The sequence below is a fragment of the candidate division KSB1 bacterium genome (genome assembly GCA_034506255.1).
Classification (GTDB): domain Bacteria; phylum Zhuqueibacterota; class Zhuqueibacteria; order Zhuqueibacterales; family Zhuqueibacteraceae; genus Coneutiohabitans; species Coneutiohabitans thermophilus.
This window is the reverse complement of the sequence record JAPDPX010000007.1, coordinates 282,460-304,725: the sequence shown is the minus strand read 5'-3', so window position 1 is coordinate 304,725 and position 22,266 is coordinate 282,460. Positions and strand designations below refer to the sequence as shown.

At 56.8% G+C, this 22,266-nt stretch carries 15 protein-coding genes; 4 read left to right on the top strand and 11 right to left on the bottom strand.

What is annotated here, in order from left to right:
* Positions 1-180: 180 nt before the first annotated feature.
* The 11 genes from ONB52_16055 to ONB52_16005 all read right to left on the bottom strand — a co-directional run bounded on the left by ONB52_16055 (position 181) and on the right by ONB52_16005 (position 11,727).
* On the bottom strand, positions 181-1,188 hold the full coding sequence (locus ONB52_16055; protein MDZ7417651.1) for a hypothetical protein: 1,008 nt from the start codon (positions 1,186-1,188) through the stop codon (positions 181-183).
* Positions 1,189-1,370: 182 nt separating this feature from the next.
* Entirely contained in the window at positions 1,371-2,210 is an 840-nt protein-coding gene (locus ONB52_16050; protein ID MDZ7417650.1) for a hypothetical protein, read from the bottom strand.
* Between the two features lie 132 nt (positions 2,211-2,342).
* The gene (locus ONB52_16045; GenBank protein ID MDZ7417649.1) at positions 2,343-4,796 is read right to left on the bottom strand and encodes an ATP-binding protein; all 2,454 of its coding nucleotides are present in this window, start codon (positions 4,794-4,796) and stop codon (positions 2,343-2,345) included.
* Between the two features lie 128 nt (positions 4,797-4,924).
* Positions 4,925-5,239 (bottom strand): hypothetical protein, encoded by a 315-nt coding sequence (locus ONB52_16040; protein MDZ7417648.1) that lies wholly within the window; start codon positions 5,237-5,239, stop codon positions 4,925-4,927.
* A gap of 348 nt (positions 5,240-5,587) precedes the next feature.
* Positions 5,588-5,830 (bottom strand): TrbC/VirB2 family protein, encoded by a 243-nt coding sequence (locus ONB52_16035; GenBank protein MDZ7417647.1) that lies wholly within the window; start codon positions 5,828-5,830, stop codon positions 5,588-5,590.
* Between the two features lie 45 nt (positions 5,831-5,875).
* Positions 5,876-6,190, bottom strand: a complete 315-nt coding sequence (locus ONB52_16030; protein ID MDZ7417646.1) for a T9SS type A sorting domain-containing protein — start codon at positions 6,188-6,190, stop codon at positions 5,876-5,878.
* 498 nt (positions 6,191-6,688) lie between these two features.
* Positions 6,689-7,153, bottom strand: coding sequence for a YCF48-related protein (locus ONB52_16025; protein MDZ7417645.1), 465 nt, complete (start codon positions 7,151-7,153; stop codon positions 6,689-6,691).
* A gap of 36 nt (positions 7,154-7,189) precedes the next feature.
* Positions 7,190-7,609 carry a hypothetical protein gene (locus ONB52_16020; GenBank protein ID MDZ7417644.1) on the bottom strand — a complete coding sequence of 140 codons (420 nt, stop codon included), beginning with the start codon at positions 7,607-7,609 and terminating at the stop codon, positions 7,190-7,192.
* 26 nt (positions 7,610-7,635) lie between these two features.
* The gene (locus ONB52_16015; GenBank protein MDZ7417643.1) at positions 7,636-9,336 is read right to left on the bottom strand and encodes a hypothetical protein; all 1,701 of its coding nucleotides are present in this window, start codon (positions 9,334-9,336) and stop codon (positions 7,636-7,638) included.
* Positions 9,337-9,369: 33 nt separating this feature from the next.
* Positions 9,370-9,750, bottom strand: a complete 381-nt coding sequence (locus ONB52_16010) for a hypothetical protein (GenBank protein MDZ7417642.1) — start codon at positions 9,748-9,750, stop codon at positions 9,370-9,372.
* A 105-nt stretch (positions 9,751-9,855) separates the two neighbouring features.
* On the bottom strand, positions 9,856-11,727 hold the full coding sequence (locus ONB52_16005) for a type IV secretory system conjugative DNA transfer family protein (GenBank protein MDZ7417641.1): 1,872 nt from the start codon (positions 11,725-11,727) through the stop codon (positions 9,856-9,858).
* A gap of 1,273 nt (positions 11,728-13,000) precedes the next feature.
* Here ONB52_16005 and ONB52_16000 point away from each other — a divergent pair.
* The 4 genes from ONB52_16000 (at position 13,001) to ONB52_15985 (ending at position 22,241) form a co-directional block, all read left to right on the top strand.
* A complete protein-coding gene (locus tag ONB52_16000) occupies positions 13,001-14,335 on the top strand; it encodes a SpoIID/LytB domain-containing protein (GenBank protein MDZ7417640.1) in 1,335 nt (444 codons plus the stop codon).
* A 97-nt stretch (positions 14,336-14,432) separates the two neighbouring features.
* A complete protein-coding gene (locus ONB52_15995) occupies positions 14,433-16,598 on the top strand; it encodes a DUF3352 domain-containing protein (GenBank protein ID MDZ7417639.1) in 2,166 nt (721 codons plus the stop codon).
* 178 nt (positions 16,599-16,776) lie between these two features.
* Positions 16,777-17,460: a DUF1175 domain-containing protein gene (locus ONB52_15990; GenBank protein ID MDZ7417638.1), complete on the top strand. Its 684-nt coding sequence runs from the start codon at positions 16,777-16,779 to the stop codon at positions 17,458-17,460.
* 68 nt (positions 17,461-17,528) lie between these two features.
* Positions 17,529-22,241 carry an MG2 domain-containing protein gene (locus ONB52_15985; protein ID MDZ7417637.1) on the top strand — a complete coding sequence of 1,571 codons (4,713 nt, stop codon included), beginning with the start codon at positions 17,529-17,531 and terminating at the stop codon, positions 22,239-22,241.
* Positions 22,242-22,266: the final 25 nt, after the last annotated feature.

Sequence of the window (22,266 nt, the reverse complement as noted above, 5' to 3'; positions counted from 1 at the left end):
CCTGTCAGATGCCTGTTGTTGGTTGTGATGTCACAACATGACGCCAATGAATTGCACTAAAATCAACCGGAGGCCGCGCGAATGTAACCATCGGCTCTCTTGCGCGGTTCCGGCAAAATCACAAACGCTTTACCCGCCGGAGTTGGAAACAAAAAAACCGGCGAAGCGGCCCGCATCCGGCTAGCCAAGGTTGCCCGCCGGTTGCCGCGACCCGGCAAACGGCCACGTCGCCACCGGCGATTCTGGCTGCACCATTGCCGCCGCCGCGGCTTGTGCCGCCTGCGCCGCCGGGCTGCTGGCCAGGGTCTGCGCACCGGTGATGATGGTATCCCCGGTGCGCGTCGCCACATTGTGGCTGATGTTGCTGGTGTATGCCTTGACGTTCTTCCACACCGTCGAAATCACCAGGCCGGCGGTCAAGCCCGTGCCGTAGCTGCCGAGATCCGCGCTCGCCGAGGCCAGCTTGAAGATGCCCGCCGAGAGTTTGGGAATCAACACGATGGTGATCGCAATCAGCACGCCCAAAATAAAGGTGTCCCACAAGACCCCCTTGTCGCCCGCGGCCACCGCCTGTTGAAACGCACTGGCACTGGTGATGGTCTTCACCAGGCGAAACAAAATCGCCACCAACACCGACCAGAAATTCACCGAGCAGAAATTCGAAAGCCAGATCTTGAAGACATCATGAAACTGCGGGAACAGCGAGAGCACGATCGCCACCGGTCCGAGCAGATAGAAGAAAATCTGCACCAGCACCTGGATGATCATGAAAATCTCATAAACCACCATCACCAGCAGGTACGACAGCGAAGACAGCGACTCCAGGCTGAAAATGTTGAACAGCGACAGTTTCACGCCGCCGTTGCCGTCGCCAAAAAAAGCGCCGAGATATTCCGTCATGAGATTGTCCGACTCCAGGTCGAAAATCGCGCGCGCCAGCAGCACGAACAGCTTGCCCAGCCACACCGCCCAGATCTTGTAGGTCGCCAGCCCGATGGCGCTGAAAGCGATGAACAGCAGGTGATAAAAGGGATCCCCGCCCTCCTGGCCGCTGCTCATGCGCAGCACCACCGCCAGAAAGTAGAAAATCATGCCGACCGTGAAAATATAGGTCGCTATCGTGACGATGTAATCCACGAGCTGGTGGACGGATTCGAAAAAAACCGGACTGAAAAAGATTTCGAGCATAATGGATGCCTTCGCCCTCTCAAGGGGCGCCCTCGAGATTATTGCTTCACCTGCTTCCTGGATTTCGAAGAACAGGATTCCCAACGCCCGACCTGCCCTGTCGCGCGCCGGCCGTGGCGTGCAACCGGGAGAAAGCCACCCTGTAACCGCGGCTCAACCCGGCCGCACGCGCAACCAGCAACTTACTGCGAACGCGTGCTGCCAATGTCAAAAAAACCATAGCGAATTTTTGAAGTCTTGTTCACCTGCGACTTGAGCGTCTGCCAGTCGATTTTCCTGCTGAGAAAATCCAGCTTGCGGTCGAACAGGCCCAGCTCGTTGGTGTGCGCCTCCTCCGAATACTTCAGATATTTTTCATAGTAGGAGTTGGAGAACTCGCGCAGCTTCACCGCCTCCAGCAGGAGTTGCGTGCGTTCGGCCTCGGTGAATTTGTTTTTGTTGTTGATCACCTGTTGCTGCAGCTCCACTGCCATCGAGTCGTAGGTTTTCGCCAGCACCTGGCTCTTCATGGCATACTCCAGCAGTGCCTTGGCAAAGGCCTCCTGTCCCAGCAGCGCATTGTGCCGCCGCACCTCGAGATCCGTGGGAATCTCCTCTTGCTGCGTGGACAGCGCGAAGCTGTTGTAGGTGCGCTCCAGCTCCCGCGCATTGCCGATCAGCGATTCCACCCCCAGCGCCGACTGGGAAAGGTCGGTGGTGGTCCCTGGCAGCCAATAGTTCAGGCGGTCGCCGTTGATGATGAAATTCGAGATCGCGTAGGAATTGCTCAAATCCAAATTCTCGATGGCACGCATGTCATTGTACAGGCTCTGGGTGAATTCGAGATCTTGACGCAGCAGGGTGTAGGTGTCGTAGAATTGCTTGAGCTGCTGCACCAGTTGCGCCGTTTGCCGGCGCTGTTCCTCCAGCCCGAGATTGTGCTTCACCGAAATCTCGCGCAGCGTGCTGAGAATCAAACTGGTGTTGGGATCCCAAAACTGGGCGTGCGCCAAGTTTGGAAACAACGGCAAAAGAATGATCACGCAAAGACGCAGAGACGCAGAGAACACGCCAGACTTTTCTTTGCGCAACCTCTGCGTCTCCGCGTCTCTGCGTGAGCGTTGTTCAGTCGGCGCCATCTTGCAGCCTGTGAAAGATTTGTTTGGCATATGCAATCACAATAAATACGGTGACAGCTCAGCGTCCTTCTCGTACGCAATTTCCTTGATCGCCTTGATCAAGTTGCCCTGGTGCTTCTTCAACTTGCCTTCCAACAAATTTTTCTCTTGCCGGTCAGTCGTGAAGAGATAATGATCATACGTACTCATGTCCGCGCGCAGCACCGTGATGCGGCCGTCGCGATCCAGCAGAAACTCGCCGCGTTGCAGGCTGGAGATCAACGCCAGCTCGCGTTCGCCGTAGCCGAACGCGCGCGACAGCGTTTCCAGTTGTTTCGGTTTATGCGCCAGAATAAAGTGATTCAGTGCATTGTCCTTGATCGGCGCGGAAAAACTCACGGAATCAATATCTTCGATCGACTGCGAAATCGCGAAAATCCCCGCGCCCATTTTGCGCGCGGTGCGGAACAATTCCACCACCAGATGGCCGATGGTCGAATTGTCATCCAGCACTTTCCACAACTCGTCCGCGAAGATGACTTTATTGTGGCTGAGATTGCGTTCCATCAAATCCCACAACAAACCGGTGATGATGATCGCAATGATGCCCTGCAAATCCGGATGAGTTTCGAGGCCCTTCAAATCGAAGCAGACCAGATCTTCGCGGATGTCGATCATGTCAGCGGCGCAGAGGAACCGGCTGTACTCGCCGTGGGTGTAAATGTACATCTTGCGGCTGAGCAGCTTGACATCGACATAGCCGTCGGGATCGGTCTGCGTGCTGAAGAAATCGACGAAGGTCTCGAGATTGCGGGGGCCGCTGTACTCCGTCAGATACTTTTCAATCGCCTTGCTGATGAAGGCCTGTTCGACTTTCGAGATCGAGGTTTGCTCGCGTTCCAAAATCAATTTCTCGATGAACGCGCGCAGGAACAATTGCTTCTTGGTGTCAACCACGCCCTCGGATTTCACCAGCGCAAACGGATTCAGCGGAATGGGATGATCGATGTTCAGTTCGACATAGCGGCCGTTGAGCAGCTTGATCATCTTTTTGTAACTGCCGCCCATGTCGCCCACGCCGCCGACATCCAGTCCGAAAACCTTCACGCCCTGCTCCAGAAGCTGCAGCAGAATGGACTGCATCAAGTAACTCTTGCCGGTGCCGGTGGGGCCGACAATGATGCTGTTCCACGAGTTCAAGTTCGGGTCGAAATAGTCGAACAATATCGGCTCGTCGTTGCGGTTCTTCAGCAAAATGCCGCGATGATAGCCGCGGTTGAAATTGGTGAGGTTGATGAACTGCGCCGCGTTCGAGGTTTTCACCACCAGCCGGTGATAATTCTCCGCGCTGTTGCCCGGCAGCGTGCCGATGAAGATGGGCAGGACGTCGATGGTTTCGAGCACGGCCTGCGCCTTGTCCATCGCCGCAAAGGCGAGCTGGGTTTGATTGATTTTCTGCTTCAGCCGCTCGAGATCGTCGTCGGGGATCAGCACGTTCAGGCTGATGCTGGCCAGGCGTTTGTGTTGCGTGTAGATTTCATCCATCAGCTCGTTCAACTCGCGGAAGCGGATTTCGCTTTTGCGGCCTTCGCGCTGGCGCGAAAAGGACATAATGAAGCGCGAGACATTCAGGCGGCGCTGCAGGCGGGCGGTTTCCTTTTCCATGTCGAGATTTTGCGTCGAGAACACCACCCGGTGTGGAAATGCCAGGTTGTGCAGCAGGGGGAAGAGATAGGGCAGGGGAATGCCGTTGAATGTGATGTGATCGCGCGTCACCTCCGGCAGCAGGCTGAGTGACAGGCAGGCGAGGTACTGCGTGCCGATGCGCAGCAGTCCTTTCTCGACCATGTAATCCGTGACGAGCAATTCGTTGTTGGTGGCTTTGCCGCGCACCGTGCCGGTGAATTCCTCCGCCGTGAGATTGATCGCACGATAGAGCACGGTGGCGAGATCGGGGTTGTGCAGGCGCCGCAGCCGGATGCCCGTGCCCTCGAAGGCGGCCTGCAAGGTTTTCAGGATGTTGTTCTTCTCGGCCACCAGGCGTTCGTGCTCGCTGCGCAGCCGCGTCTTGATATTTGCGCTGGCGGCGAAGATGTTGTAGGGCGTGCGCAAATTGCGGCCCGCATCGAAATCGATGAACAAATGCTGGTGGCACATCAAATACTTGTAATAGCCGTAGTATTTGTAGCGCTGTCGTTTGAAAAAATCGAGTGTGGGGTCGTCGGTGAAGACGAAATCTGCCCGGTAGGGAAAGTAGTCGAAATTCGAGAGGAATTGCAGATTGACGTCCTCATCGACGGCATTCAGCACATTTTCGAGATTGGCGCAGAGTTTGGCGTAATCGTCGGCGGACAGGCTCATGTTGTCGAGTGCCAGAATCTCGAAACCGGCGACAAAATTGCCGTTTTTCTTGATGATGAAGTCGTCCAGGATTTCGAGATAGGGCAGATATTGCGCCAGCGCCGGCCGGTTTTGCCAGGCCTGCCGCTCTGTCAGTTTGGTGGCTGCCATGCAGTTTTGCTTCAAAAGATTCGGTTGCTCCTTTTTGATCTCCTTCTCTTACTCTTAATCCTACTCGGTCTGGTAAACCTGAGAGGCGAGTAAGAGTAGGAGTAAGAGTAAGGACAAGAGCATGAGTTCTAGTTGTTCCGTTCCGTCTGCTTGCGCAGATAGTCGTGCTCTTCCAGCCGGAAGCCGGAAAGCTGCCGGGGCCAGATGAAGTGAAAGCTGAGAAAAGACACCAGGCCGTGATCGAAGCCCGACAGCCGGTTGCTGAAACGCAGCAGGGCATAGACGAAGATGTCGATCACGAAAGCGAACAGCAGGTTGATTTCCAGCAGCGTGAAAAACGGTGCGAGCACGATGGGCACGGCCAGCAGGATGATGGCCTCGAGCGGACTGACGCCCGCGAGCTGGCTGTGCGACTGGATTTCACGATAGCATTTCTCGGTCATGAGCAAAGCTGAGAAGGATTTTTCCAGCGGAGTGAAAAATTCAACGGATAATGCTTTTTGTCGAGCTTTTCTCGTTGTGATTTTCAAACCATTTGGGTTTCGGTTTGTGTCATGACAAGCCGATCTCGTCACGGCATGAAGTGAAACTGTTTTTAAGCCCGCTAGGGCTGGCATGTTTATAGATGTGGGAATCCAATTTCGTCGGAACCCCAGAGGGGTGGCATGTTGTAAATTTGTTCGCTGCCAACATGTCACCCCTGACGGGGTTTCGGCTTGGGAATTGATCTGAATCTATAAGCATGTCACGCCTTCGGCGTTCTACGGCTTGAGATTGTCGAGATCGTTGATTTAAAACGACACATTGGCGCCGGGAACGAAGGAGATCAGGGCGGAGACGATGGCTTTGGAGCCGAAAATAACGATGGCTGCCAGCGCCACGCCGATGAGTTGTTTCTTGGCTTTCTCATGCCGGCCGCCGTCTGCGCTCGCCATGTTGAGGCCGGCGATGATCAACGCGATGACCATAACCGGTGAGGCCAGGATCAGCAGCGCATTGGTCAATTGATTGAGGGCTTGAATGACGGTTTGCATGGGTTCCTCCTTGAAAGTTGCCGAGGTGGTTGTGAAGTGTTGATACTATCTGAGCACCAATATTTTCCGTTGTTGCACGAACGGTTGACTCATACCTACTGGCGTGAGTTCCATCCGGCAGAAATAAATTCCGGCGGCGACCGGCTGTTGATTTAAATCCCGGCCGTTCCAGCTTGCTTGAAACACACCTGCCGATTTCGTTTCTGCAACGAGCACCGCTACCGCACGGCCCAACACATCATAAACCGCCATGCTCACGTAAGCGGGGCGCGACAATGTATAGGTTAATGTCGTTGCTTGGCCGCTGGCTTCTTCTACTCGAAAGGGATTGGGGTAATTTTGCCGTAAGTTGAATTCCAATGGCAAACTCTCTTGCTGTTCTTCGACACCGACTAATTGCCCCGTGACCTGCTGCCAGGTTTGGCCGCCGTTTGAAGTTTTCAGGATTACTCCATGCTCACCGACTGCCCACCCATTGTGAGTGTCAATGAAATCAATACTCCAAAAAACACTATTTGAAATGCTGGCTTGACGACTCCACGTAACACCGCCATCAGTAGTCGCTATAATGCCGCCACTCCCGCTACACCAGCCCTGTTGTTCACTTGAAAAGAAAACCGCCAGTGTGATTATTTGATCAGGTGTTGTAGCTCGACCAATCCAATTCTCGCCACCATCATTTGTATAGGATAGGCTGGTTGAAGTGTGTGACGCCCATCCAGTAATTGCATTGATAAAAAAAACCGAAAATAAGTTGCTATTCCCCGTAAACTTTGTTTCCCATACATTCCCTCCGTTTATGGTTTTTAGAATTGTGGATGACCGGCCAACTGCCCAGCCGGTGTCAGCATCGAAAAATCAAATATCTAAAAGTCCATTAGCCGTTCCGGAATTTTGAATCTGCCATGACTCCCCGCCACTTATTGTTTTCGCAATAAAACCATTTGCGCCGGCAGCCCAGCCAATTTGTAAATCAACAAAATATACCGCATGTAGCTCAGGTGCATTGAGCGTTTGTCTGAGCCACTTCTTACCGCCGTTGGTGGTTTTGAATACGACTCCGTCTTCTCCCACAAGCCATCCGTTTTTTTCATCAACAAAATGAACACTCAGAAAAGTCTTTGCCGAATTTATTTGTTGTGCCCAGTTGTTTCCACCATCTGTCGTGCGCAACAACGTTCCGTTACCGCCAACAACGATGACTGTGGAAGTATCTAGTACAGCAACATCGTAAAGACCACTATTTGTCGGTTGTGCTGCGATTACATGCACTAGTACTGTCGGCAAGAGGCAGAATGTTACCTTAAAAGTTAGTGCCTTCATAATTGAACCTCCTGTGTGAAAAATCTCCTGAATAAGCTACTGTTGTGGCAAATTGCGAGTACCGATCCAAATCCCGTTGCCTGTCGTAATCAAAAGAAGTTTGTTGTGTGTCGCTGCTCCGGCTGGCACAAATGCCATGGAAACGCCATTGGCGAATTTGAGCTTGTTGGCGTCTTCTTGTGGCTGGGCCTGCTTTGCCCAAGTCGCACCCCCATCCGTGCTTTTGTACAATCCCATCAACTTGTAATTGTCAATGCCTTTGAGACCGTGCCGATAAGTAACCGCCCAAAAGTCATTGCCCGGATCTTCCAGGTCTTCGACAATGCCGCCAATACTGATCAATGAATCAGCCTGGCCGGTTGGTCCGCCTATCACCCAGTCCCATTCGCCGGGTGGATCACTCTTGCGCCAGCGTATCAAACCGCCGTAATAACCCAGAGAAAAATCGGATCCCATACTGACACCGGCAAAGACGTAATCTTCTATGACGAGCAGAGATGAACCTCGGCAGTTACATTCTCGTAATCCGTGCTGATTTGAGCGGTTTTATTGAAGCGAGAATCGATCACTTCAATTACGGTATCCACCGCCACGGTGTCGGCAGCGATACGGTCGAGGATGATTTTGAATACTCCGCCGGCGGGCCAACTACGGGCGGCATAAAGCGTATCATTGCCGCCGGGGTCGAACATCAGGCGCGAAAAATTGTACACGCTGATTTTACGGTCGGCGTTGGTGATGTTTTCTTCGTCGATGACATCGCTCAAATCCAATTCTACAAATTTGTCGTCTGTATCTCCTGTGGCCTTGCCCCAAAAGATGCCCTCGCCCCGCACGGCACAATAGACCCGCTCGGAATCTGAATTTGTACCGATTTTGTCGAAAACGAAAGCGGGTGTTGCACCACTTGGTAAGTCTCTGAAATTTTCCAGGTTTTCCACTTGCCCACCCCCAATGATTTCCCAATCCGTTTCGTCACCTTTGCCACCATCCCATTTCGCCTTCAACAATTCACCAAAGCGCTCGTTTATATTCGGGTTTCTCTTTACAGCCGCGGAGGCTAGAACCATCAATGTATCGGCGAACTTGCGCACCGCAACATGATGAACTGTTTGGGTGCTGTTGCCTGCGCCATAGTCTGTTTCCCAATCAGATTGGCTGCGCAATCTCCGTTGTGACCAGGTTTGGCCGCCGTTCATGCTGCGCAACAAACCGTTATCCGTCGTGCCCACGAAAACGATATTGGAGTTGTCCGGATCAAAAGCGAACAAACCAATGCTGAATACCTCATCCATTCCGATGGTTTGGTAAGTGCTGTCGCCGTCGGCGTCCAGGCCCTTGCTCTTGGTGAAGATCTGCGCGTATTCGCGGGTATCATCCGGCTCACTCTCCGCCGGCGCTTTGATCGGGCCGTAGCCCCATGCGCCGTAAACATCGCCGTTATCAGCCACGGTGAAACTGCCGAAACGCAGGTCAACGTCACTCTCCCGATAGCCGTTGTGTACGTTGGAGTTTTTGTCGGCAATTTGAACCACCGAGCCATCAACGCTTACCCCCAGCCACGACATGTTTTTGCGAGAAACGAAAATTTCGTAATCATTCATGGTGCTGCCGGGTTTTGCGTTGATATTCTCCAATCGGTTCAAATCCGAAGAGGTTTTCGTCCAGGTTGTGCTGCGCAAGACGTTGACGTTGCGATACAGACCGCCGGGATGAGAACCGCTGCCGGCCGGGTCATAGCGCGTCACGAAAGCCACAACAGAATCACTGGCAGTAGTCTCAGGCAGCAGAACCAGGCTGCGTAAACTATCCAGGCTTGCACTGATCTTCGTAAACGTTACGCCCTCAGGAGTTGCCGCCTCGAACATGTTCTTGCTGAGGTAGATGCCGCGATTCGTGGTGACAAAGGTATACGTCGTGTCATTGTATTCGTAGAAATCGAGATCATAAACAATCTCTTTGCTCGAAGTTGCATTGTCTATCGGCTCCAGCTCGAAGCTGTCCGGCTCAACAGAAGTCTTGGTAGAGCGCAGCACCGCACTCATGCCGAAACGCCGATCTCGCACGTCACCGATCCCGGCAAGAATCTCCAAGCCCGTGGTGTCATAGGGGTTTTCACGAATCACGCCAATCCACGGATAAATGCCGTCTTCATCAGCAATGCCGTTGGGCGATGCCGGCATGACGGCGCCTTTTCACGTGTTGTTGCTGTTTCTTCACAAATAGATGCCTTCTACCGTTCCTGCGATGATTCGGCGCGAGCCGGTTGGGCGAAAAGCGAGGCTTGTGGTGTATCGTGCCAACGTGTTCTTTTCCAACGAGGCTTCGTAAAACAACATTTCCCAGCTTACGCCCCTGTCAAACGAACGATAAACGCTGGATACGTCGGTGGCAAGATAGAGCACCGGATTGCCGCTTTGAGAGTAATTGTCAAACGGATCAATCCGAATCTCCATACAAAAACCGCCGCCGCCAATGGAGGAATTCTTCCACTGAAATTGCTCAGGAGCCGGGACGGGTTGCTGCGCGAAAGCCATGGCGATAAGGAATAGGAGGTTAGACCAACCGAACGACTGTTTGCTTAAAAACTTTTTCATAATCCCTCCATTTTTGCCAAGTATTCCACGGCCTAGAATGTTTGCTCGCAAGACTTCTCAAATCACCCGTTTTTGAGCTGAAGTCAAAACAAAAAGGCCTTACTTCTATATTTCTGAGGTTGCGACCTGCTTCTCACTCTTCCTCCCCTCAAAACTCAGCGGTTTTTCAAATTTGAAATAGCCCGTCTTCAATATCGCCAGAACGCGCGGCTGGCGGATGAAGGCCAGGCAGCGGCCAACCTCGAGGTGTTTGAGCAGCTCTTCGTTGATCGCAGTGCCGCCAGGACTCGCGGCGGGGGGCGCGCTGCCGGCGCCGGGCATGCCTTTGGCCGGGGGCGGCGCAGGCGCGGCTTCACTCTTGCCGCTGCCCTGGCCGATGCGTTGCAGGATGGCGCGAATGCTCTCCGTGCTGCCGAGGTGAAAGCAAAACGTGGCGTTGGTGTGATCCGCCAATTCCTCGACAAACGCAGGACTCAAGTGCAGCGCCGGACTGGACAGCTCCGCGAACGACTGGTTGGTATAGCACACGCTCACCTGGGCATTGCGGCACACCCGCAGCAGTTCGATGAAGCCGGGATTGACGAAATGTGCCAGTTCATCGATGATCAGCAAGCCCTCGTTGCCGGCGGCGGCGTCACTCATGGGATTCAAGCTCACGCGTGCGAAGCTGGTGGCCATGTCCTGCAAAATGAGCTGGCCGAGAAAGTGCATGGCGGGCGCGCCACTGTGCATCGGCAGGGTGAAGTAGCAATCCTTGCGGCGGAGATAGATGTCGGCGATGTCGATCTCGGGCTCGTCGGTGTCCAGCAGCCAGGCATAATCCGACTGGCAAACCTCACGCAGGGTGGTGGCGAGAAACTCGGTATCGCTTTGAAAGCGGGAGTAGTTTTCCATCGCCTCGAACAAGCCTTCGTAGGCGGTGCGGTTGCGCAGCTTGCGCAGTTGGTTGTGCAGATGCGTCTTCGAAGTGAGGTACTGGTGGATTTCCTCCAGGCTGATGAACCGTCCGGTTTCTTTGATGGCGCGAATGATCAAATCGAGATAAAAGGATGTGCGTTCCTTGGCGCCGCCGGCGGCCTCGGCCCAATTCAGGCTGGCGATGATTTTTTGGCGGATTTCGCCGGCGCTGCCGGTGAGTACGGGATTGTAAGTCGCGGAGCGGTCGGGGTCGCCGGGATTGAAATAGAACACCTCATGCCCCTGTGCCAGCGAGGTGGCGATGGTGTAGAAGCGGTCGAGATTGCGGCGCGAACCTTTGCCGTCGATGACGAAGGTGGCGACGTTGCGCCGCACCTCCTGAAACCAAATGGGCTGGATGATGCTTTCGGTTTTGCCGCTGCCGGCGGAGCCGATGATTTGGGCGTGACCCTTGAGCCACTGGCGTTTGACATAGAACGGCGCGTGGTTGCGATTCATGTCCAGGCCAATAAAGATTTCATCGGGGCCGGCTTTTTCGGCAAAGCGCACGATATCCACGTCGCGCACCGCCTGGTTGCGCAACGTGACTGCTTTGCTCAGCGAGCGCGTGGTGGTCACCATGCGCAAGAGCAGATTGAACAGGAACAGCACGGGCAGAAAGCACAAGTAGAGTGCCGGCAACAGGTGCCAGAAAGCGACACGGCCGCCCTGCACGAAGGTCAGGGTCACATTCAGCGGCCAGAGCAGCGTTTGCGCGAGGCGAATGAGATCGTTGACTATCGCCACAAAATAAATCTGGCCCCTGGCAAAGAAGGCGGCATATGAGGGAAAGAGCCGGCGGACTTCATGGAAGGTCCACGCGAGGTAGACCAGCGCAAGCATGCCGGCGCCCAAAATGGTGAGACGGAGGATCCTGCGCTTGCGGGCATCCAGGCCGACGCGATAATGCTTGAAGATCAGGGGCTGAACCAGGTATTCGAACAGCTTTTCGGCCAGATACCATGGCAGGAGAAAAGGAAGAGCCAGGAGGCTCAGAAGAAATTCACCGAGTCGCTTCAAGAATGGTCCTCACGTATGTGCCATGCAAATGGTGCTCCCACCGCCGACGACTCTTTCTGCCGCAGAAAAAGCCGCCGGCCCGCCATTTCTCCTGTACAAAAATGGTTCATGCCGAAGGAGCTCGGGAAGATGCTCTTCGGCGGCAGTCGATGTTGCAAAGCAAGGATCTGGTGAAAGTCTGAATCTGCCGGGCCCGGTGGCCTTGGCGGTTTTTCTCCGCTGCTTTTTTGATTCTGCAGGCAGCGGGAAGCAGCAGATCAGTGGAGAATGCGTTCTCCTCCGAGGAGATGTGATGCAGCCAATGTGGTAGGAGAGGGAGTCTCCCTGCTCTCGCGCGGAGCTACCCGGGTCATTTTGGAGACTACCCCAAAGAGTGCGGCGAATATACAAATGTCACAAAAGATTGTCAAACAAAATCTCGGGCAGTTTGCGCGGGGTTTGGGCGGATCGCAAAGCGCGCCACCGCGTCGCCCGCCGGGAGCCACGGGATTGCCGGGATGGACTTGTTGGGCTGGTTGGAAAGGCAGGCTGTTTGGTCATTTCATCTGCCGTCCATCATCCCTGCTGCACGGTCGTGGTGTTAATCGTAATGTCTCAATACGTGTGCGGGGACGTGGCGCAGACTTCATGTCCATGGCATTGACTTTTTCACATGAATTGTTGCCGAACCGCGAAGCCCGGCAAGAACACACAGTTTGAACCTGAATTTTGCATGCCGGCATGCTGTTGACCGGAAGAAATGTCTTGTTCACAAAATTTTTTATGCACCACCCCTTGGGTGGTTGGACGTCGCGATCAAAGTGGCGTCCCTCGCGGAGGAGATCCATCTGGGTGTGAAATTCAGGTTGAAAGAACCCGCTTTGGGGGTTCGAATCACGACCAGCCGGTAAACCAGGTTTGATCATGGCTTTTATAGTAAGCTGCGCTTCTTCGCGGATTTCACGGCGAGAAAAGATGTTTCGCTTTCCTAAAGATTAGCAGCATTGAACCTCTTGTCTGCAGGCAGGGAAGCCTGCGCGACTCCACACGTTACCGATATTCCGTTTGCATCACGGTGGCGGTGATGTTATATTCGCGCCGTTCGTTTTTGTTTATGACCGGCTTTTTTCTCCAACTCCTAGCGCCCGGAATGAGATTGACCATCATCCCCATAATTCGTCTCTGTCTGAAACCGCGAACTTTTGAGCGACTGTTCCTGCAGTGGCTTGACCGTTGTATCAAATGTATCAAAGGCACCGGCGCCTGGCAATCGCGGTTCAGCCGGGGGTGGAGCATGACGGGGGGAACGCTTGTCATGCTCGCCGGCTGGTGCAGTGGCAGCGCTCTTTTTGCGCAAGACTCAGCGCCGGGCGGCGTCGTCACGATTCGCCTGTTCGAGATTCTTGCTCCTCACGTCATCGAGCTGGCTCCGGCGGAATTCCCCCATCAGGCATTTCTGCCGGCGCAACAGCCCGCACACGGTTTGAGCGCGCCGTCGCCGGACATCGCGACAACGGCAGGTGGTGCGGCAATGGCCTCCCTGCCGGGGCGTTGGTTGGAGGTTCGACTGGGTCGTGCGCTCCTTTTGCGTGCGCAGCGGCCGATTCGCATTGTGCGGCAGGGCCGCGCGATGCACCTGCAAAGTCAGGACTTTTCCCGCACGCTGGATTCGAGTGATACCATCACGGTGGCTGGTATCACGGGTGCGATTGCGGCTGGCGTCAGCCTGCGCAACGGTCAGTGTCCGTTCCCGTCACGGCTTTATGTCGGCGCTTTTAAAATTCATTTGAGCGGCAATGAATTGTGTGTCATCAATCTCGTGCCGGTCGCAGACTATCTCGCCGGAGTGCTGGCCGCCGAGCTGCCCGCCGCACCCCTGGCCGCGTTGCAAGCCCAGGCGATTGCCGCCCGCACTTATCTGCTCAGAAACTGGCAACGCCACGCTGATGAAGGCTATCAGCTTTGCGATCTGACCCACTGCCAGCGTTACGCCGGCAGTATTGGCGTGGAGGCATCGATTTGGCAGGCGGTCACCAGCACCGCCGGCGAGATTCTGACCCATCAAAACCACCCCATCGAAATCTTCTACAGCTCCACTTGTGGCGGCCGCACCGCGGAGGATCACGGGGTGTGGTCAGGCGTTGATGATCATGTCTACCTCGTGAGTGTCGCTGATTCCTCGCGCCACGCCGGTTATTGTGCCGTCTCCCCGCATTTTCGCTGGCGCTGGCAAATTGACGCGGACAGCCTGTTGCAAATCTGGCGGGATAAACTGGGCGATGCCATTCAAGCGATCGGCGTCAGCAAGCGCGGCATTGATGGACGCGTGCGTGAGCTGGCACTGATGGGACAGTCACTTCATCTCGTGCGCGGCGAGGAATTTCGCGCTGTGGTTTGTCGGGTGCGGGGATGGAATGCCGTGAAGAGCACGGCGTTCGATCTGCAACTCCAACAAGGAAATTACGTGTTCACCGGCCGGGGCCTGGGCCACGGCGTGGGGTTGTGTCAGTACGGTGCCATTGGCATGGCGCGGCAGGGGCATTCTTATCGCGACATTCTGCGGCACTATTTCCCGGGAACGGAAATCAAGAAGTATCCGGCGTTGGGGGAGCAGCAGGCAGGCCTGTGAGACAAGGGGACGAGGAGACGAGGGAACAAGGTGACATGGAGACAAGTGGTCTCCAGAAGCGTGTCCGAGTCTGGAATCGATAAATACGAGTTTGCCCATGAAGAAGCAGCAGGTCCTGTGGTTGGCAGTGGCGGTGCTGGCGGTGCTCGCGGTGGCCGTCGGATGGTATTTGTTGCGCAGCAAAGCGGGTGAAGCCGTCACCACAGCCCTGCCGGAGGCGCAGGAGGTGCGCGCGCCGCAAATTGTGCTGCGCGAATTGCAGCAGCCGAAAGCCGACGAGGAAAAATTTCTCGAAGCGGTGCGCCGCGAAACCGGCGCGGCCTATGATTCGTTGACGCCGGCGCAGCAGCTGGCCGTGTTGCTGCGCTTGGCGGATGATCAGGAGACGACCAACCGGTTGCTGGCAGTACGCCGCTTGGGCGAATGGCAAACGCCGAATCCGGAGCGTGATCAGAAACTCGTCGCCAGGCTGCAGGATGAAAGCATGTGGGTGGTGGAGGAGGCCGTGCTGGCGCTGCTCAATGTCCGCCCGCCGGCGGCGGTCGAGCCGCTGCGACGGTTGTGGTCGGACCTGCAGGCCCGGCGGCAAGCCGAATATGTCCCGCTCCGTGAAACCGGCCTGCTGCTGGCGCACGGACGTATCCATTCCAGCGGCGCGAACAGCGGCACGGAATTGCTGTTCGAGTTGACGGCACATCCGAAGCACGCGCCGGTGCAATCCAGCGTTGCTGGCAGGCGCGAAAAGCTGGCGCGCGGCGTGCCGGGCGGATTCGATCTTTGTCTGTTCGCTCCCCATTTCAAGGAAAATTGGGAAAAACTGCAAAACTCCCGTTTCGTGCAGCAGCTCACGGCCCTGCAGGCCTGGCAGGATTTCAAGGCGGCTGAACCGTTCAGTCATGTGTTTCAGCTCGGCGAGCAGCTCGATCAACAACTCGGCATGCTCGGCGGCAAATTCAACTACTTCATCGACCCTTTGGGTGAGGAGGTTTGCCTGGCCTCTTATCCGGCGGGCAACGACAACCGCTGGCTGCTGGTCACGCCCGCCAATCTCAAAGCCCAGACGGTGACGCGCGTGCTCGCCGCACTCGGCACGTTCGAGAGCCGCGAGTTGAGCGTGAGCAGTCAAACCTACCGCCAGCACACGCTGTTTACCGTTGCCTCGCAGCGCCGCGGCGCACTGTTTTACTACACGCTGGTCGAAGATTTTCTCATGGTCGCGACCGACCGGGAGCTGCTGGTGCGTGCCATCGCCTCTTTTCTCGATGCGGAGGAAAGCAGTCTGGCGTTTCAACCCGCCTTTCGCGCGGCGGAGCCGCAGATTGGCCCGGCTTCCTGCCTGCTGGTGTTTCTCGATCCGGACAAGTATTTCGGCCTCACCGCCGGCGGGCGCAGCGCCGCTTCGCTCGCTGAAATGGTGGCCCGGGCACTGGAGCAAATCACCGGGGAAGCGCCGGCGGGTTCTTCCGATTCGCTGCCCGCCCCCGTCCCTGCGATTCCAACACCGGCGCTGGCGGAGGAAACGCTGCGCTTCATTCCCGGCGACGCCATTTTCTGCTGCGCCACCAGCGCCATTTTTCCGGAAAAGTTTTGGCACTACGTGACCACCATGCGCGCGGAGCGTGAAGCGATCCGCGGCTTCGAGACCCGCAGCAATTTGAACCTGGGCCGCGATCTCATCGGCAAACTCGATCCGCAAGTGTTGTACTTCTTTGCCGGCATCGACACCAGCGGACCGCGTTACTTTTGGCGGCAGCTTGCCGGTGTGCGCCTGCGGCAAACACAGGGCGTGGAAGCCTGCGTGAAAAAGCTGCTGGTCTATTTCTATTCTCCCACCGACGGTTTGCTCATGGAAGAGTATCAGGGCGTGCGGCTGCACTACATCAAGAGTCCAACGACCTTCGAGCCCAACTTTGCGATCAGCGGCGATTATTTGCTGTTCGCCTTTGACCGGCCGACGTTGCGCGCCGCGATCGATGCCAGCCGGAACCGGACGCCGGCGATAACACAGAATGCGGGGTTTGCCGCGGCGCGACAGCGGTTGCAGGCGGCAGAACACACGCTGGCGTATTTCAATGCCACGGCCTTCTGCCAGAACTATCGTGATTATCTTGCGGCCTATGATCGCCAGACGCATCTTTTTGACCAGGCCGATTTGCACAGTCGCATCGATCCGTTGTTCGATCTGATCAAAGCCAGCGCGCCGCAGGCTGCCAGCAAATTCAGCGCCGCAGGCAATGGTGAGTTGGTGTGGAGCATGAAGTGAAAGTTCGCAGCCCGATCTCATGAGAATCAGTGCGAGAGCATCGCTCAATCGGTGCAACCTCCCGGCGCTTGGGGCAGCGATCGTTTTTTTCTTCTCCTGTTCCGAGCCGCCCGCCAGTCCGCCCTCCGGCGTTGCTTCGGCACCGGCTGAAATCCCACAGGCCGTGGGAAACGATGTGATGCTCGACCGTGATGCCGACGGCTTCCCGGATGCCGCCGAATTGCCGGACGAGCAGGACCGCCTGAACTTTCGCCGCTGGTTCGTGACGCTCGCGGAATCGCAACTTTACAAGGAAGACCCGGCTTGGCGGCAGGATGATCACGATTGTGCCGGTTTGCTGCGCTATGCCTATCGCGAAGCGCTGAAGCGGCATGACACCAATTGGCTGCGGCGCAAGCCCTTTCTGCGCGAGGCGGCGATTGCGGATGTGCGCCGATTTCAATATCCGAACGTGCCGTTGCTGGCAACGCGCATCTTCCGCACCGCGCCCGGTTCCTTCCAGCCCGCGGATTTGCAGGACACGACTTTTGCCGTGACCGCGACCGCCAGCAAATTACGCAGCTACAACACGGTTTTTCTCGGCAAGACGCTCGAGCAACTGCTGCCCGGCGATTTGTTGTTTTATCTCAATCCCGGCGACGTGCACATGCCGCAGCACGCGATGATCTTTGCGGGCGCGTGGCAGCGGCCGCCCAGTTGGGACGACGGCGTGATCTATCACACCGGCCCGCGTGACGATCATCCCGGCGCCTTGAAGCTGGTGCGTCTGGCGGATCTGCGGCAGCATCCGGAGGAGCGCTGGCACCCGGTGCCGGAAAACCCGTATTTTTTGGGATTCTATCGCTGGAAGATTTTGGAATGAGGCATAAGAGCGGTGCAGCCGGCGGCGTGCCGCAAACGATTCAGGCGGGAATTATCCGAGGAGTCATCATGCAAGCGAAGTGTTTGGCGACTGTGCTGGTGAGTCTCGCGCTGCGGGCGCAGGCACAATACTTCAGCCTGGAAACGCCGAAGATTTATTCACCGGGGGAGAAAGTGGTGGTCAATCTTTCGGCGGAGAACATCAAAGGCTCGCTCTTCCTGCGTGCCTACAAAATCACGGACCCGGTGGCTTTCTTCCAGCGCCAGGCTGACCCGCACAGTCCGCAGCAGTTGCTCAACGTGCGCGAGGCCAATGCCATCGACATTTTGCGCGCTTCCCGCAACCGCCTGGCGCGCGACCAGCGCCAGGTTTTCCGCGATAACATGACGCCGCAGACGCGCACCGACGTCAAGAATACGCTCGGCCTGCCCGCGTTTTCCGTGGCCACGCGCGCCAGCCGGCTGCTCTCTCCGCTCAAGAACTACCCGCTGGTCAGGACCTGGGAGATCACCGAATTCGGCAGCGCGGAAGAGTACATTTATCGCGACCTCGAAGTCGAGGTGACCGAACCGGGTGCCTACCTCATTGAAGCATTCAACGACCGGCTGATGGCGCATACCGCGGTGGTCATTTCGCCGCTGGGCATGATCACCAAAACCTCACCGAAAGGAACAACGGTTTTTGTCTGCAACAAAATGACCGGCACGCCCGCGCCCGAGGTCGAGCTGCACCTGTTTCAGGAGAGGAAACTGCAGGCGCGGCAAATCACCGACGCGAACGGCCTCGCCACCTTCCCGCCGCCATCTGCAAGCAGTGAAGAGGAGGGCGGCAATGCCATGTTGATCCTCGGGCGAAAAGGCAATGACTTCGTGCTCTCGGATCTTTACTATTCTTTCGCCGGCAGCCGCAGGCAATACGTCGTGCATGCCTACACCGACCGTCCCATCTACCGTCCCGGCCAGACCGTTTATTTCAAGAGCATCGTCCGGCAATTGACCGAGGCCGGTTATCAAGTTTATGCCAACCGGCCGGTGGAAATCACGATCAGCGACGCGCGCGGCAACGAAATTTACCGGCAAACTTTGCAAACCAACGACAACGGCACGACCAGCGGCGAGCTGGCGCTGGCGGAGGAACCGCCGCTGGGCAGTTATCAATTGCGCACGACGATTCCGGATGGCATCACGCACTACGCCTCTTTCAAAGTGGAGGAATACAAGAAGCCGGAGTTCAAAGTCGTGGTCGCCACCGACAAAGATCAATATGCCAACGGTGAGCTGATCACGGCAACGATTCAAGCGGATTATTACTTCGGCAGTCCGGTGGCCAATGCGCAGGTGGATTACTACATCTTCCGTGGCCGGTTCTGGCGGCCGTGGTGGTACGGCAGCGAGTATGCCTGGTACTATGAGGATGAATATGACGACGGCGGCGGCTACAGCTATCGTGCCGAATTGCTCGAAAGCAACACCGGCTATCTCGACGAGAACGGCAGTTTTACACTGCGCTATCGCACACCCCGGGAAGAACAGGATTTCTACTATCGCATTGAAGCACGGGTGGTGGATGCCAGCCGCCGGCAGATCCTCGGCTCGCAGCAGGTGGTGGTGACGCGCGGCCTGTTCATGATTTCCGCGTACACCGACAAATATGTTTATGTGCCCGGCGAAGACGTCACGGTGACGATTCGCACGCAGGATTTCAAGAACCAGCCGGTGTCAGCCCGGGTCAACGCGGAGGTGTTCAGCCAAAATTGGGTGCCCGGCCGCGGCTGGCAAACCCAGAACCGCATTGCAGCGCAGGAAGTCAGCACCGATGCCCAGGGCCAGGGGCAAATGCGGTTCAAAGCGCCGCAGGAGGGATACTATTATCTCACCATGCAGGCCAGCGACAGCCGCGGCAACAAGATCACCAGCGAGGAATATTGCTGGGTCAGCGGCCGTGCTGGCTATGCCGGCTATGAGGCCAAAGGTCTGGAGATCATTCCCGACAAGGACAGCTATCGCGCGGGTGAGACGGCGCATGTGCTGGTGATTGCGCCGGTGAAAAATGTCACGGCGCTGGTGACCGCCGAGGGCGCGGAACTGCTGGCGCAGCGAGTGGTGCGTTTCACCGGCAGTTCGCAGGTAATCGATTTTGAGATCGAAGCGCAGCACCAGCCGAATTTTTCAGTGGCGGTGGCAATTCTGGCGAACGATGAGCTGTACTCGGAAAGCAAGAACCTTATCGTCATTCCCGAGGAGAAATTTCTCAACATCGACCTCAGCATGAACGAGGATGTCTTCCGGCCGCAGGAGGAGGGCGAGCTGACCATCAAGGTGACCAACCGGGAGGGCAAGGGCGTGGCCACTGAGCTGTCGGTGGCGATGGTGGATGAAAGCATCTATGCGCTGGCGCCGGATTTGACGCGCGCGATCAAGAAGGTGTTTTACGGCAAGCGTTACAACCGTGTGGCAACCGGCTCGTCGGTTTATTTTCGGTTTTATGGTTGGGCGCGCGGCCTGGGTGGTGCCATGGCGGCGCGCAAGACGGAGCCGTTTGCGCGCACCGGCTTTGCCGAGGTCAAAGCCGACAAGTTCAAGGAGGCACGCGTGCGCAAGGATTTCCGCGACACCATGTTTTGGCAGGCGCAGGTGCGCACCAATGCCGACGGCATTGCCAGACTGAAAGTGCGCTTTCCCGACAATCTCACCACCTGGCGCACAACGGTGCGCGCCATCACCGCGAAAACCGAAGTGGGGGAGCAGACCTTCAAGAACCTGGTGCGCATGGATCTGATGGTGCGCATGGAAACCCCGCGTTTTTTCATCGCCGGTGATCAGGTCACGATTGCGACCATCGTGCACAACTATCTCAACGAGGCGAAGCAGGCCAAAGTCAGTTTGGCGGGCAAGGGCGTGGGCATCACGCCAGTGGGCGAGAAGTTGATCTCGGTGCCGGAGAACGGCGAGAAGCGCGTGGATTGGACGGTGCAAACCAACGAGGTGGGCCTGGCCACTTTGACGGCCAAAGCGCTCACCGACGAAGTCTCCGACGCCATGCAGCTCGAAGTGCCGGTGTTGCCGCACGGCCTCAAGACTTCGGAGGCGATGGTCGTCGATATTGAAGAAAACCAGGCCGTGCGCGAGCAAACCATCACGATTCCGGCGAGCGCAGATCCCGCCACGGCCGAGTTGGTGCTTTCGGTTTCGCCTTCGCTGGCGGCTTCACTTTTGTCCGCATTGGAGGACCTGGCGGGCTATCCCTATGGTTGCGTCGAGCAAACCATGAGCCGCTTTCTGCCCACCGCGATTGTCGCCTACACGGCGAAGAAGCTGAAGCTCGATTTGCGCCTGGAGCTGCTGAACGAATTGCCCAGGATGATGGACAAGGGCCTGCAGACGCTATACGGCTATCAGCACCGTGACGGCGGCTGGGGCTGGTGGCGGGATGATGAAACCCATCCCTACATGACGGCCTACGTCGTTTATGGCCTGTCCCTCGCAAAACAAGCCGGGCATCCAATTGACATGGAGCGCTTGCAACGTGGTGCCGACTGCCTGGCGCGGCAGCTCGAACAAGCGCGGCTGGTCGATCGCGAGGTTACCGGACTCGGCGAGGCGCGCGGCCGCGGCGCGTTCGCATTGCTGGACGCCACCACGCAAGCCTATATGCTCTACGCACTGCAAACCGCGCGGCAGGCTGGCGTGAAAGTCGACAATCTGTTCGAGGCGCGATTTGCAGAATTGCAGCGGGCCAGGAGCAACGACTACACCCGCGCGCTGCTGGCGCTGGTTTCACATGGCCAGAACAAAACCGAAATCGCCAACACGCTCGCCGCTCAACTGGAAGCAAACGGCGTCACCGCCGGCAATCTCTGCTCCTGGGGCGGCAAGAGCTGGCACTACAACTGGCAGGACGACAACCTCGAGACCACGGCGTTTGCGGTCAAATCGCTGGTGCAGGTGAAGCCCGCCAGCGCCCGCATCAATCCGGGCATTCGCTATCTGCTGCTGCAAAAGCGCGGCGAGGCCTGGCGGTCGACCAAGGACACGGCGATGATCATCTTTGCGCTGGTCGATTATCTCGAAAAGAGCCGCGAGCTGGAACCCGACTATCGCGTGCGCATTCACCTCAACGATCAGCTCGTGTTCGACCAGCGCATGACCAAAGCCGAGGCCAACGGCAGGGAGCAGACGATTCGCCTGCCTGCCGGCCGGTTGCGCCCCGGCCCCAACCGCCTTCGCATCGAGAAAACCGGCGCGGGCAAGTTCTTTAGTACTTTCCGCACGACTTATTATCAAGCCGGGGAGAACCTGCCGCGCAGCAACTCCGGCTTTGGGGTGGAACGCGAATACCACGTCCTTGAACGACAGGCCGCCGGCGCGCGGCTGGTTTATGCCAAAACCGGATTCAGCGGCACGCTGCGCTCCGGCGATGAAATGCTGGTGAAGCTCAGAGTGACTTCGACCTCGGATTTCGAATACTTCATGCTCGAAGATCCTCTGCCCGCCGGCGTTGAAGTGATCAAGGATGAATCGGGCTATGTGATTCCCGGCGAACGCAACTACGCCGGGCGTGCGGAGGAGGGCTGGCGGCCGCAGTATGCCGGCCGTGAAACCCGCGATGAGAAAGTGGCGTTTTTCGCGACCCGGCTGGCGGCGGGCGTGCACGAATTCACCTACCTGGTGCGCGCGCAAATTCCGGGCAGCTATCATGTCATGCCGGCCCTCGCCAGCTTGATGTATTATCCGGAATATCAGGGCAACAGCAGCGAAGCGCGTGTGCGAATTGTCGAATGAGCCTTGTGCTTCATCACGCATGCCC

Coding starts and splice junctions, on each gene's coding strand:
- ONB52_16055 (MDZ7417651.1), bottom strand. CDS start 1,188: ATGCTCGAAATCTTTTTCAGTCCGGTTTTTTTCGAATCCGTCCACCAG.
- ONB52_16045 (MDZ7417649.1), bottom strand. CDS start 4,796: ATGGCAGCCACCAAACTGACAGAGCGGCAGGCCTGGCAAAACCGGCCG.
- ONB52_16040 (MDZ7417648.1), bottom strand. CDS start 5,239: ATGACCGAGAAATGCTATCGTGAAATCCAGTCGCACAGCCAGCTCGCG.
- ONB52_16035 (MDZ7417647.1), bottom strand. CDS start 5,830: ATGCAAACCGTCATTCAAGCCCTCAATCAATTGACCAATGCGCTGCTG.
- ONB52_16025 (MDZ7417645.1), bottom strand. CDS start 7,153: ATGAAGGCACTAACTTTTAAGGTAACATTCTGCCTCTTGCCGACAGTA.
- ONB52_16020 (MDZ7417644.1), bottom strand. CDS start 7,609: ATGGGATCCGATTTTTCTCTGGGTTATTACGGCGGTTTGATACGCTGG.
- ONB52_16015 (MDZ7417643.1), bottom strand. CDS start 9,336: ATGCCGGCATCGCCCAACGGCATTGCTGATGAAGACGGCATTTATCCG.
- ONB52_16010 (MDZ7417642.1), bottom strand. CDS start 9,750: ATGAAAAAGTTTTTAAGCAAACAGTCGTTCGGTTGGTCTAACCTCCTA.
- ONB52_16000 (MDZ7417640.1), top strand. CDS start 13,001: ATGACGGGGGGAACGCTTGTCATGCTCGCCGGCTGGTGCAGTGGCAGC.
- ONB52_15995 (MDZ7417639.1), top strand. CDS start 14,433: ATGAAGAAGCAGCAGGTCCTGTGGTTGGCAGTGGCGGTGCTGGCGGTG.
- ONB52_15990 (MDZ7417638.1), top strand. CDS start 16,777: ATGCTCGACCGTGATGCCGACGGCTTCCCGGATGCCGCCGAATTGCCG.
- ONB52_15985 (MDZ7417637.1), top strand. CDS start 17,529: ATGCAAGCGAAGTGTTTGGCGACTGTGCTGGTGAGTCTCGCGCTGCGG.